The 12,536-nt window shown below is 37.5% G+C and carries 14 protein-coding genes; all 14 read left to right on the top strand.

All coding sequences use genetic code 11. The annotated features are described in order from the left end of the window. Positions 1-240: 240 nt before the first annotated feature. The 14 genes from TJ68_RS05695 (at position 241) to TJ68_RS05630 (ending at position 12,418) form a co-directional block, all read left to right on the top strand. Positions 241-477 carry an acyl carrier protein gene (locus TJ68_RS05695; RefSeq protein ID WP_040929198.1) on the top strand — a complete coding sequence of 79 codons (237 nt, stop codon included), beginning with the start codon at positions 241-243 and terminating at the stop codon, positions 475-477. Between the two features lie 96 nt (positions 478-573). Further along, positions 574-1,335: a ribonuclease III gene (rnc, locus tag TJ68_RS05690; protein ID WP_081643680.1), complete on the top strand. Its 762-nt coding sequence runs from the start codon at positions 574-576 to the stop codon at positions 1,333-1,335. Position 1,336: 1 nt separating this feature from the next. Then, entirely contained in the window at positions 1,337-4,882 is a 3,546-nt protein-coding gene (gene smc / locus TJ68_RS05685; protein ID WP_040929197.1) for a chromosome segregation protein SMC, read from the top strand. Beyond that, positions 4,883-5,998 carry a signal recognition particle-docking protein FtsY gene (gene ftsY, locus TJ68_RS05680; protein ID WP_040929196.1) on the top strand — a complete coding sequence of 372 codons (1,116 nt, stop codon included), beginning with the start codon at positions 4,883-4,885 and terminating at the stop codon, positions 5,996-5,998. Beyond that, complete coding sequence (locus TJ68_RS05675; RefSeq protein ID WP_187364857.1) at positions 5,976-6,308, top strand: putative DNA-binding protein; 333 nt, start codon at positions 5,976-5,978, stop codon at positions 6,306-6,308. Before ftsY ends, TJ68_RS05675 begins: the two co-directional genes overlap by 23 nt. 11 nt (positions 6,309-6,319) lie before the next feature. Continuing rightward, on the top strand, positions 6,320-7,666 hold the full coding sequence (ffh, locus tag TJ68_RS05670; RefSeq protein WP_040929194.1) for a signal recognition particle protein: 1,347 nt from the start codon (positions 6,320-6,322) through the stop codon (positions 7,664-7,666). Between the two features lie 84 nt (positions 7,667-7,750). Beyond that, positions 7,751-8,023, top strand: coding sequence for a 30S ribosomal protein S16 (rpsP, locus tag TJ68_RS05665; RefSeq protein WP_040929193.1), 273 nt, complete (start codon positions 7,751-7,753; stop codon positions 8,021-8,023). Between the two features lie 2 nt (positions 8,024-8,025). Next, positions 8,026-8,253 carry a KH domain-containing protein gene (locus TJ68_RS05660; protein ID WP_040929192.1) on the top strand — a complete coding sequence of 76 codons (228 nt, stop codon included), beginning with the start codon at positions 8,026-8,028 and terminating at the stop codon, positions 8,251-8,253. A gap of 47 nt (positions 8,254-8,300) precedes the next feature. Next, the gene (gene rimM / locus TJ68_RS05655) at positions 8,301-8,789 is read left to right on the top strand and encodes a ribosome maturation factor RimM (protein ID WP_040929191.1); all 489 of its coding nucleotides are present in this window, start codon (positions 8,301-8,303) and stop codon (positions 8,787-8,789) included. Next, entirely contained in the window at positions 8,786-9,457 is a 672-nt protein-coding gene (trmD, locus tag TJ68_RS05650; protein ID WP_040929190.1) for a tRNA (guanosine(37)-N1)-methyltransferase TrmD, read from the top strand. The genes rimM and trmD overlap by 4 nt, the downstream gene beginning before the upstream one ends. 114 nt (positions 9,458-9,571) lie before the next feature. Next, positions 9,572-9,925: a 50S ribosomal protein L19 gene (gene rplS, locus TJ68_RS05645; RefSeq protein ID WP_040929189.1), complete on the top strand. Its 354-nt coding sequence runs from the start codon at positions 9,572-9,574 to the stop codon at positions 9,923-9,925. Between the two features lie 178 nt (positions 9,926-10,103). Then, complete coding sequence (locus TJ68_RS05640) at positions 10,104-10,646, top strand: hypothetical protein (protein WP_040929188.1); 543 nt, start codon at positions 10,104-10,106, stop codon at positions 10,644-10,646. Between the two features lie 32 nt (positions 10,647-10,678). Continuing rightward, positions 10,679-11,881 carry a putative periplasmic lipoprotein gene (locus tag TJ68_RS05635; RefSeq protein WP_040929187.1) on the top strand — a complete coding sequence of 401 codons (1,203 nt, stop codon included), beginning with the start codon at positions 10,679-10,681 and terminating at the stop codon, positions 11,879-11,881. Between the two features lie 57 nt (positions 11,882-11,938). Next, positions 11,939-12,418: a cupin domain-containing protein gene (locus tag TJ68_RS05630; protein WP_040929186.1), complete on the top strand. Its 480-nt coding sequence runs from the start codon at positions 11,939-11,941 to the stop codon at positions 12,416-12,418. The last annotated feature ends 118 nt before the right edge of the window (positions 12,419-12,536 follow it).

Here is a 12,536-nt window from a genome sequence, read left to right as displayed (position 1 = left end):
CCTGTTTGCGACGGTGAAAAAAACATTTCGCAGTCGATTCGGGGAATCGTCGGCGAGATGAAAAACTTCCCGTCGCTATGAAGGTTATCGTCGGCGAGAGTCAGATTTCACCGACGATTCGATACAATCCTCGGGCCAAATCACAAAAATTACGCATTTAAAACCCGCCCACTGGGTATAAAGATTAAGAATCATCTCTACAACTGAGATACGACACTATTTTAAGGAGGTGAAGTAGGGATGGATAATTTTGATAAAATTAAAGACATTATTGTCGACAAATTAGGTATCGATGAGGATCAAGTGACGAAAGATGCGACTTTCAAAGATGATCTTGGTGCGGACTCTTTAGACATTGCGGAACTCGTAATGGAATTAGAAGATGAGTTCGATACTGAGATTCCAGATGAGGAAGCTGAGAAAATCGTTACTGTTGGTGATGCTTTAGATTTCATCGAGAAGCTTGAAAACCAATAATTTGATAGACAAAATCCACTTTCTATAAAGTGGATTTTTCTTTTATATCGCTACAACAAACCGCATAAGTTTAGTAAACTATATTAGGGTGAGATTATGGATAAAGTACTTAAAGCAATCGAACAAGATGAAGACTCTAAAAGACACGTCGATTCATTTTTTAAAAAGTTCGATTCTTTTATGAAGAAACATCATATTCAATATGAAAATGACAAATTATTTTTACAAGCATTTATGCACAGTTCATTCGTGTATAACATTCATTTAGACCGAATTCATTCGAACGAGCGTTTAGAATTTTTAGGTGACGCGGTATTAGAACTGATGGTCTCAGAATATATATTTGACGCGTTTAAAGATTTCCCTGAGGGAGATTTAACAAAGCTGCGTGCAAATATCGTTTGTGAGCCTTCACTTGTAATATTTGCGAACGACTTAAAAATGGAAGAGTTACTATTACTCGGTCCAGGAGAAAAAAAGACAGGCGGTAAAAAGCGTCCGTCGATTATCTCGGATATGTTCGAGGCATTTTTAGGTGCATTATATCTCGATCAAGGATACGACGCTGTGTGGAAGTTTTTAAGTGTGAATGTATTCCCGAAAATTGAACGCGATGATTACCTCGGAATTTCAGACTTTAAAACAGCACTTCAAGAGTTTGTTCATAAAGCGTACAAAGAAGAAGTGTATTACCACTTACTTGAAGAGACAGGTCCGTCACACGACAAAAACTTCGTTTCTAACGTGACGTTAAACGATAAAGAAATCGGGCGTGGCAGTGGTCGCTCTAAAAAAGAGTCAGAACAACTCGCAGCAAAAGTTGCGTTTTATCATTTAAAAGAAAAGGCCGAAAGATAATATGGTATTTTTAAAAAGTATAGAAGCTAAAGGATTTAAATCGTTTGCCGATAAAACGACCATCGAATTTAATGACGGCGTCACGGCAGTCGTTGGACCGAACGGTAGTGGTAAGAGTAACATTATCGACGCTGTCAGGTTCGTTCTCGGTGAAACGAGCGCAAAGCAATTTCGCGGGTCTAAAATGGAAGACGTTATATTTAACGGAACTACAGAACGCAATAAGCAAAACAGCGCAGTTGTTCAACTGAATTTAGACAATAAAGACCGCGTGTTAGACTTTGACTACGACAATGTCACGATTCGTCGTGAGCTATTTAGAAGTGGTGAAAGTAACTACTATATCAATAAAGAACGTGCAAAATTAAAAGACGTGACAGAACTCTTTATGGACTCTGGTCTTGGTAAACATGCCTACAACATTATTTCTCAAGGTGAAGTCGATCACGTTTTAAATCAAAAGCCAGAAACGCGCCGTGAAATTATAGAAGAAGTTGCTGGCGTCATGAAATATAAAACACGTAAAAAAGAAGCAGAACGTAAACTCGATGATACGTTACTCAACTTAAGTCGTATTCACGACATTACGAGTGAACTCGAGTCTCGCGTTAAAAAGCTCGAAAAAGAAAGTGCCATCGCGACAGAATATTTAGCACTTTTAAACGAGATGAAGAAAAGCGACATCGAAGTCACTGTGTTTGATATTAAAGAGCTGTCTTCAAAGCTTCATCAGTTAAAAGAAACGTATTCAAACGATGAACGTACAATTGAAGACGCGAGAAACCACGTTAATTTACTCGACGTTGCGATCAATAATTTACGCGACAAGCGAGAAGTATTAACTGAAAAAGAGCGTAGCATTCACGACGCGTTCGTAAAAGCATCTAGAGAAAAAGAACAAACAATCGGTAAAATCGAGCTGTTTAAAGAACGTAAAACGAGTCGTTCCGATCAACACGACAATTTAACTGAAGAAAAAGACAATAAATTAAAAGAACAACAATCGCTAGAACATGAAATCGAAGAATTACGTACATCTTTTAATGAGACGAAAGATGAGCAGTCGAACGTAAAAGCAGAAATCGATAAAATCAACACTTCGTTACAATCGCTTGTTGACGGTAACGACGTCGATATCGACGCATTAAAAGAACAGTATTATGCGGTCATGGTCGAAAAGACTTCTTTAGACAACCAGTTAAAAGACTATGAAAAACAAGAGGCAATTGATTCAAGTAAACGAGAAGAGTTAGACCGTCGTATGAACGAATTAAAAGAGTCACTCGACACGTTAAATGAAAAGAACAAAGGTTTAACTGATACACTTTCAACACTTGAAACATCACTAAAAGATAAGCGTGAGGCGTATAAAGAAACGAAATCAAAACGTGACCACGAAGAGTCTCATATTCAGTCGTTAACAGAGCAATTTGACACGGCGAATCGTTACATATCACAACTTACATCTAAACGTGATATGTATGAGTCGATGATGTCGAACTACGACGGTTATTACCGCGGGGTAAAATCTGTATTAAAACGTAAAGACAAGTTAACAGGTGTATTAGGTGCCGTTATGGAACTTATCGAAATCGACAGTTCGTATATGACAGCACTTGACGCAGCACTCGGTAGTCAAACGCAAAGTGTCGTGACAAAAACTGAACAGGATGCTAAACGTGCGATTCATTATTTAAAAGATAAAAACCTCGGTTACGCGACGTTTTTACCACTCGATACAATACAAAGGAGATCTTTATCTCAAGAAGTCGTATTTAAACTCGAGTCGACATCAGTAAAGCATCATATATTAAAAGATTTAGTCGACACAAAATATGACGCACTAATCGGTCACTTATTTAATACGACGATTATCGTCGAAAATTATGACGACGGTGCCCGACTTTCTAGAGAGTTAAACTTTAAAGCGCGTATCGTAACAAAAGCCGGTGAAATTTTTAACCCGGGTGGTGCGGTTAGTGGGGGAAGCCGTCAAAACAATAACTCAGCACTTAAATTACGAAAAGAAAAAGACGCACTCGACGATAAAATCAAAGCGTACACGCTAGAAGTCGAGAGACTTACTAAAGAACTTTCAAAAGAAAAGGACAGTATAAAAGAACTAGACACGCTTCTAAACACGCTAGAAACTGAAGGCATTCAGTTAAAAGAATCATATGATGAACAGAGTCAGTTATTAGAACAAACGAACCAAGACATCAAATTAACAAATGAACGCATTGCGTTATTAAAAGAAACGTTTGATTCTACAACTGATACAGTGGAAGCGTCGACGTTAACAAAAGCGATAGAAGAGAAATCAAAAATACTCGATTCGCTTCAAAAAGATATTCAGTTACTCACGAAAGCTCAAGGGGATACTAAAGCGGCTGAAAAAGAATACGAAAGTAAAAAGCAAACGCTTCTTACAAAACAAGCGGAATTAGAATCGACACTTCGATATAAACGTTCTCAAATGAACGATTACGAAGAAAGACTTTTAAAAGTGAAACGTGAAATTGAAGATATCGATTCACGTATTGAAATGTTGACTTCAGATTACGAGTCGATCGATATCGAAGCGTTAGAAACTTTATCTTTAGAACTCGACGAACAGTTAAACGTGTTACAAGAATCTTCATCACAACTTAAAAAAGAGATTCACGAAGTGAGTGAAGAAACAAAGCACGACGTGAATTTACGTCAGTCGCATTTAGATACGATAGAGATGTTATCTGAAACGCTACGTAAAACGCACGGTGAAAAGGAACGCGTCGAATCGATGTTAAGTGTGAAAATCGATTACTTATCTGAAACGTATGAAATGACGTTCGAACGTGCAGAAAAAGAATATACGGACTTAACAGACATCGACATGAAGCGCGAGAGAATTCAGTTAAATAAAAAGAGTATCGACGAACTCGGTAACGTAAACTTAAACGCAATTGATGAGTTTGAAGTTGTGAACGAACGTTATACGTTTTTAAAACACGAAGAAGACGATCTGTTACAGGCACGTGAAACGTTACTCGACGTCATTAAAGAGATGGACTATGAAGTGTCTGAACGCTTTAAAGAGACGTATCACAACGTCAATGAACATTTCAAAAAAGTATTTAAGACGATGTTCGGAGGTGGAGAGGCAGAACTCCGCTTAACAGAACCGGATGATTATTTAAATGCTGGATTACTCATATACGCTCAACCTCCAGGTAAAAAGCTAACGAGCATGTCGCTACTTAGTGGTGGAGAGCGCGCGTTAACAGCGATTAGTTTATTATTCAGTATATTAGAAGTGAGAAGTAGTCCGTTTATAATATTAGATGAAGTGGAAGCGGCACTCGACGAAGCGAACGTGTTACGATTTTCAAATTATTTAAGACATTTAACACGTTATAGTCAGTGTATCGTAATCACTCACCGCAAAAAGACGATGGAGCAAAGCGACCGATTATTCGGTGTGACGATGCAAGAAAAAGGTGTCTCTGAGCTGATTAGTGTAGACTTAAAGACATACGAGGAACGAGAAGTTGAGGGGGAATACTAAGTGAGTTTATTTAATCGTTTAAAAAAGAAATTCTCAGGTAAAGCAGATAAAGAAGAGTTTGAACAAACGCCCGTCACTGAGGAAATGAAAGATGCAGATTTAGACGGTGATGGTTTAATATCGATTGAAGAATTTGAAGAATGGGAACAAGAGCAAGTCGGCTATAAATTTAAACAAGGACTTGAAAAGTCTCGTGAGAAATTCCAAGATCAAATCAACCAGTTAATGGCGACATACCGTAAAGTAGATGAGGACTTTTTTGAAGCGCTCGAAGAAGTACTCATCACTGCAGACGTCGGTTTTGAAACGGTAATGGAGTTAACAGATGAATTACGAGATTATGCGAAACTTAAAAACATTACTGAAACGACAGAACTTCGTGAAGTCATCGTTGAAAAGATGATTGAAATATACGAGCGTAATGGTGACTTAGACGAAAGTATGAACATGCAAGATGATTTAACGATTATTTTAGTCGTCGGAGTAAACGGTGTCGGTAAAACGACGTCAATTGGTAAACTCGCACATCGCTATAAGTCTGAAGGAAAAGACGTGTTACTCGCTGCAGCAGATACGTTCCGTGCTGGAGCTATTAATCAGCTTGAAGTATGGGGCGAAAGAGTCGGTGCAGACGTCATTAAACACCAAGAAGGATCAGACCCAGCAGCTGTAGTGTTCGACGCAGTCAACGCAGCAAAACGCCGCGGGACGGATGTTTTAATTGTCGACACAGCAGGACGCCTACAAAACAAAGGGAACTTAATGAAAGAACTCGAAAAGATGAAGCGCGTCATTCAAAGAGTCGACGAAAATGCACCACACGAAGTGCTACTCGTATTAGACGCTACAACTGGTCAAAATGCGATGTTACAAGCAAAAGCATTTAACGAAGTAACAGAGTTAACAGGGCTTGTCTTAACAAAACTTGATGGTACTGCAAAAGGTGGTATCGTACTAGCGATTAAAAACGAACTCGGTATTCCAGTAAAATTCGTCGGTCTCGGAGAAAAGATCGATGACCTCGAAGTATTTAGTGCAGAAAACTATGTTTACGGACTATTTGCAGATATGATTGACAATGCAGAGGAAGTTGTTGAAGATGAACGAACTGAATAAGACGTTACGTATGAACTATCTGTATGATTTTTATAACGGCTTATTAACGGATAAGCAAAAAGATTACGTAAAGCTCTATTATTTAATGGACTTACAGTTTTCGGAAATCGCAGATGAGTTAAACGTGACGCGACAAGCGGTTTATGATAATTTAAAACGTACGACAGAAGTACTCGAAGCGTACGAAGAAAATCTCGGTATGTATTCGCGTTATTTAAAACGTCAACAATTATACGATGCGTTAAAAACATCGCTCGACGATAAACAACAAGCACTTAATATAATAGAAGAACTCGAATCACTCGATTAGGAGGAATTAATGTGGCATTTGAAGGATTAGGTTCAAGGCTTCAAAGTATCTTAGATGATATTAAAGGTAAAGGTAAAGTCACAGAACAAGATATAAAAACGATGATGCGTGAAGTACGCTTAGCACTTCTTGAAGCGGACGTTAACTTTAAAGTTGTCCGTCAGTTTATTAAAGATGTGTCCGCGCGTGCTGAAGGCGCAGATGTCATGAAATCATTAACGCCAGGCCAACAAGTCATTAAAATCGTACAAGAAGAACTTACAGCGTTAATGGGTGGAGAAAATGCGAAAATCAATTTAGCAAAAAAACCACCGACAGTTATTATGATGGTCGGATTACAAGGGGCAGGTAAAACGACGACTGCTGGTAAGCTCGCGTTACTGTTACGTAAACAACATAACAAAAAACCATTACTCGTCGCAGGAGACATTTACCGTCCAGCTGCAATCGACCAGTTAGAAACGATCGGTCGTCAATTAGACATTCCAGTCTATTCAATGGGAGACAAAGAAAAAGTCGAAACGATCGTTGAAAACGCGATGAAGTACGCAAAAGAAGAACATTTAGATACAGTCATCATCGACACAGCCGGTCGTTTACACATCGACGAAGACTTAATGAACGAATTAAAAAACGTTAAAGAAATTTCAAATCCAGACGAAATTATGCTCGTCGTCGACTCGATGACAGGTCAAGACGCTGTGAACGTCGCTGAATCGTTTAACAATTTACTAGACATCACGGGAGTAACACTTACAAAGTTAGACGGGGATACTCGTGGTGGTGCGGCACTTTCAATTCGTAGTGTCACTGAAAAGCCGATTAAATTTATCGGGGTATCAGAAAAACTAGACGGTTTAGAACCGTTCCATCCAGAACGTATGGCAAGCAGAATTCTCGGCATGGGAGATATTTTATCGATTATCGACCGCGCACAAGCAAACGTCGACATGGAAGAGCAAGAAAAGCTCGAGCAAAAGTTAAAAGAAAACTCGTTTACGTTAGATGACTTTTTAGATCAAATGGACCAAGTGAAAAACATGGGGCCACTTGATGAGCTGATCAAAATGCTTCCTGGTGCGAACAAAATTAAAGGGTTAGATAAAGTAAAAATGAGCGGTAAAGAAATCGACCACGTTCAAGCGATTATCCGTTCGATGACGATGGAAGAGCGCGAGAATCCAGAGAAATTAAACATCTCAAGAAAGCGTCGTATCGCTAAAGGGTCTGGCCGATCACTTCAAGAAGTGAACCGTTTATTAAAACAATTTAACGAAATGAAAAAGATGATGAAGCAATTTACAAACCAAAAAGGGAAGCGTAAAAACCCATTTGGTGGCATGGGATTACCTTTTTAAAATTGTAAAGGAAAACCTCTTTACAACGTTAAAATCATCTGTTATTATTATATAAGTAATTTTGAACATGAGAGGTGTATATAAATGGCAACAAAAATCAGATTAACTCGTATGGGTTCTAAAAGAAATCCTTTCTACAGAATCGTAGTTGCGGACTCAAGAGTAAAAAGAGATGGTCGTATTATCGAGCAACTTGGTTACTTTGACCCATTAAAAGAAGAAGACAACGTTAAATTAGATGATGAAAAAGCATTAGAGTGGATGTTAACAGGTGCAAAACCTTCAGACACTGTACGTTCTATTTTCAGTAAACGTGGTCTTATGGAAAAATTCCATAACGCGAAACAAGGTAAATAATTATGAAACAGCTACTCCAAACGATTTTACAACCTATCGTTCGTCATCCCGAGAGTCTTACGATTACTGAGACGACTGAAGATAGAAAAGTGGTCTATACTGTTAATGCACATGAAGAAGACATTGGCAGAATCATTGGTAAAGGTGGTCGTGCCATTAAAGCAGTGCGTACGATCATGACAGCAGCAAATGATGACCCGTCAGTAAGAGTGTTTGTTGACGTAGAGTAAAAACACATCCGACACGGGTGTGTTTTTTTATTCGGAAAGGAATCACGATGATTGATATTGGAACATTAGTAAATTTCCACGGTGTCCGTGGTGAAGTTAAAATTTTAAGTAGTAGTGATTTTACGAACGAACGATTTGCGGTCGGTCAAACAGTGACGATTAACGACGAAACATATACGATCACGCGTTATCGTAAACATAAAAACTTTCACATGTTAACGTTCGACGGAGTTACAAATTTAAACGACGTTGAACATTTAAAAGGTCACACAGTGTATCAAGCACTAGATGCGATTGATATTGAACTACCAGAAGGACAATATCACTATGAAGATATTATTGGCTGTGAAGTAATAAACTTAGACAATAACGAAACTTTAGGAGAAGTGACGTCAATTATTCCAACTGGTAGTAAAGACGTCTTTGTCGTATCTGATAAATATATGATTCCAAACGTAGACGACTTTATTAAACTCATTGATATCGAGCGTAAACGAATTGAAATAGAACCGATTGAAGGGCTGTTAGATTTATGAACATATTCTACTTAACATTATTTCCTGAAATGTATGAAGGTATTTTAAGTTCATCAATTTTAAAGCGTGCAACTGACAAAGGTATCGTGAGTTATAAAACGATTAACTTTAGAGATTACGCAAACAACAAACATAATCAAGTCGATGACTATCCGTACGGTGGAGGCGCTGGGATGGTTTTAAAACCAGAACCAGTTTACGAAGCGTTAGAATCATTAAATTTAGAAAACGCACGCGTATTACTCATGTGTCCGTCAGGGAGACCGTTCGATCAACAGTTTGCTGAAGAATTATCCACTGAAGAAAACATCGTTTTTATAAACGGACATTACGAAGGATATGACGAGCGTATACGAAACCTCGCAACTGATGAAGTCTCAATCGGGGACTACGTGTTAACGGGAGGAGAAATTGCGTCGATGGCAATGACAGACGCAATCGTTCGTCTCATCCCTGGAGTCATTCAACAAGAAAGTCACGAAAACGACAGCTTTTCAACAGGTATGCTCGAGCATCCACATTACACGAGACCGAGAGAATATCGAGGTATGAAAGTACCAGACGTATTACTGAGTGGGGATCATAAAAAAATCGAAGAGTGGCGAGAAGAAGAATCGTTAAAACGTACAAAAGAAAGACGACCAGATTTATTAAAAAATAAAAAATAAGTTGAATCGACCAATTAAATATGGTAATATGAATAAGTCTATGAGGACGAAAAATCACAACGATCCGCTGTATAGATGCTATATAAGATGGTTGGTAGGAAGAGGAGAATTTAAATGTCACAACAATTATTACAAGACATTACAAAGTCACAACTTAAAACTGACTTACCAGAGTTTAGAGCTGGGGACTCAGTAAAAGTACACGTACGTATCACTGAAGGTGAACGTGAAAGAATCCAGGTGTTCGAAGGTGTAGTCATTCGTCGCCGTGGTGGTGGAATTTCTGAAACATTCACAGTAAGAAAAATCTCTTACGGTGTTGGAGTAGAAAGAACATTCCCTGTTCACACACCAAAAATCGATAAAATCGAAGTGACTCGTAAAGGTAGCGTACGTCGTGCGAAATTATACTACTTACGTAGCTTACGTGGTAAAGCAGCACGTATCAAAGAGAAACGTGAAAACTAATTCTCATTATAAAAGACCGAAGATATATTCTTCGGTCTTTTTTTGTATACAGTTTTTCTATTCCTTTATCAATTATAGTCAAATAAACATTGTGCTATACTTTAAACTATAAATTACATAAAGGAGTAAATATGATGAACAAAAATTATTATTTTTACTATTAAGCGGTGCATTAGTGTTGTCGGCATGTAATGACGATAATGCAGATGAAGAAGCAAATGATGAGTCTACGACTGAGACTTCAAACGAATCAGAAGAGGCTGATGAATCAACAAATGAAGAACAAGTTTTTGATATCGGTGAAACGATTGATTTAGAAAGCTATGAATGGGAAGTTCCGTATGAAGTGACGGTTAATTCTGTAGATATTACGAGAGAGTATAACGGTGAGGATATTACGGAATATATCATTAACGCAAATGATACTGACAACTTTTTTGTTGCGAACACTGTTATAAAAAATACAGGTGATGAACCGATCATTCCTGGAGAATATGTTGTACCAAGACTTGGACGAAACCTAGAAGGTAACGGTGAAAACTTTGTATTTGAATTATCAGAAGAAGAGCTTTCAAAAGAATTAGCGCCTGGTGAGGAAGTTGAATTAGACTTCGTATTTTTAGAGAACACAGAAAGTGCTGATGATCCAGACGGAAACTTCTTCCTACATTTTGAAGGATTTACTGACAACCAAAAATCATATGTAGTACCTACAAAATAATGAATGCCTATAATTAAAAGGAGGACACCATGATGAAACGTGTACTATCACTCATTGTACTGTGCTTGATGTTAGCAGGCTGTGGTAATAAGGCAGCAGATGAATTAACCTCTTATAAGGAAGCGGTTATAAATGAGGATGCCTCAGCACTCATTTCACTTGTTGAAATGGAAGATGCGGATCTCACTGAAGACGAAGCAGAAGCATATTTTAAGTTAATCAACGAAATGTATTCAAAAGAAGAATTCACTGAACTCGTCGATAAGGAAATCGAGCGTATTGAAGCAAACGCAAAATCTGGAGAAATTAAGCCGGAATCTGACCTTGATTTTGAATTTTTACGTATTGAAAATGATGACGAAGTTGAGTTAGAAATTCCAAGATATAATATTGGACTTGATTTACCAGCAAGTACATACAAAATCACTGTTGGAGTGAACGATATAACAGTAGAAAACCCACACGGTAATAACTATCAGGAAATTGGAGTTTATGCACCGGGGATCTATGAAATTAACGGAACTGCGACTAAAGACACTGTTGAAGGAGATTACAATATCAAAATCGACTTCACACAACCACAAAATGACCGTGCATCTATAGACGGTAACGTATATAGCTTTAGAATCGATAAAGGATATACGAATACGACAATCAAAAAAGTGTTTGTAAATGGTGAAGAAGTTTCAATAAATGAAAATGACATGTATACAGTAAAACTTGATAACAATACACCAACAATTAAAGCGTTAGTCGATTATCAAGGGAACGAAGTAGAGTCTGAAGAAGTAAAACAAGAACTACAATATATTGGTGTGAACGGGGTTCCATTAGAACTCGATGAATCAAAAGTAAAAAATTCAGAAGAGGATAACTTAGCAAGAAAACAAATCGATAATACATTAAACAACTTATTTGATGGAACTGCTACAGGGCTCGCACTGACTGAAGCGGATGCTGCAATTAAAAAATCATTAATTAAAAATCAATTTGACAATAACGATGTTCAAGCTGAATACGAAGGTTTAGTAGACAAGTATAGTGAGAAGGGTGCTAAATTCGAATTCTCTGTTCCAACATCTAAAAAGTTAAATGAAGACAAAAACGATTTCACATATGAAGTATCTACAGAATTATCTAAAGACGGTAAAAAATTAGATACACTAAATTTCGAGATGGAATTTGTGAAGAAGAATGATAAGATGTTAATTAAATCTGTAAAAGAAACGAAGTAATATATGCACGCATACCTTAACATCTAAGGTATGCGTATTTTTATCTGGAGGTTAATAATGAAAACAAGTCAGTATTGGATTGATCACTTAAAACTAGAGCGTCATGTCGAAGGTGGATATTATAAACAAGTGTTAAAGTCAGAAGACCGCCACGATAATCGTGCACTTTATACGAGTATTTACTTTCTTTTAGAGCACGGCAATCCGTCTCACTTACATCAGTTAACAGCTGACGAAGTATGGTATTATCACGCCGGACATTCTCTTACCGTTCATACGATTTCTGAAAGTGGAGAATATGAAGCAATCAAACTTGGAAAAGATATCGAAAATGGGGAAGTACTTCAAGCATTGGTCCCTAAAGGAACGATATTTGGGTCATCAGTGGAGAACGAGGGAGAATACGCTCTCGTTAGTTGTATGGTTGCACCAGGCTTTGAGTACGAGGACTTTAAACTGTTTACTCAAGATGAACTCATCAGAAAATTTCCACAACATGAAGAGATCATTAAAAAATATGCATTAAAAAATGTGTAATCGTAATTTAAATAGGGAAGACAATAATTATAGAAAATGCTAAAGTGAATATAATATTTAGTGTTTTTTACATAAATGAATAGTTAGGAGTAAACTTATGAACAAAAAATTATTATTT

The sequence above is a fragment of the Nosocomiicoccus massiliensis genome (assembly GCF_000438455.1).
In the GTDB taxonomy this organism is placed as follows: Bacteria; Bacillota; Bacilli; order Staphylococcales; family Salinicoccaceae; genus Nosocomiicoccus; species Nosocomiicoccus massiliensis.
The sequence above is the reverse complement of the archived record's forward strand: the minus strand, read 5'-3'. Positions and strand labels throughout refer to the sequence as shown.

Excerpts from the sequence above, each read along its gene's own strand:
- rplS (WP_040929189.1), top strand. The coding sequence starts at position 9,572 with ATGTCACAACAATTATTACAAGACATTACAAAGTCACAACTTAAAACT.
- TJ68_RS05660 (WP_040929192.1), top strand. The coding sequence starts at position 8,026 with ATGAAACAGCTACTCCAAACGATTTTACAACCTATCGTTCGTCATCCC.
- rnc (WP_081643680.1), top strand. The coding sequence starts at position 574 with ATGGATAAAGTACTTAAAGCAATCGAACAAGATGAAGACTCTAAAAGA.
- TJ68_RS05635 (WP_040929187.1), top strand. The coding sequence starts at position 10,679 with ATGAAACGTGTACTATCACTCATTGTACTGTGCTTGATGTTAGCAGGC.
- smc (WP_040929197.1), top strand. The coding sequence starts at position 1,337 with ATGGTATTTTTAAAAAGTATAGAAGCTAAAGGATTTAAATCGTTTGCC.
- trmD (WP_040929190.1), top strand. The coding sequence starts at position 8,786 with ATGAACATATTCTACTTAACATTATTTCCTGAAATGTATGAAGGTATT.
- rimM (WP_040929191.1), top strand. The coding sequence starts at position 8,301 with ATGATTGATATTGGAACATTAGTAAATTTCCACGGTGTCCGTGGTGAA.
- TJ68_RS05630 (WP_040929186.1), top strand. The coding sequence starts at position 11,939 with ATGAAAACAAGTCAGTATTGGATTGATCACTTAAAACTAGAGCGTCAT.
- TJ68_RS05695 (WP_040929198.1), top strand. The coding sequence starts at position 241 with ATGGATAATTTTGATAAAATTAAAGACATTATTGTCGACAAATTAGGT.
- rpsP (WP_040929193.1), top strand. The coding sequence starts at position 7,751 with ATGGCAACAAAAATCAGATTAACTCGTATGGGTTCTAAAAGAAATCCT.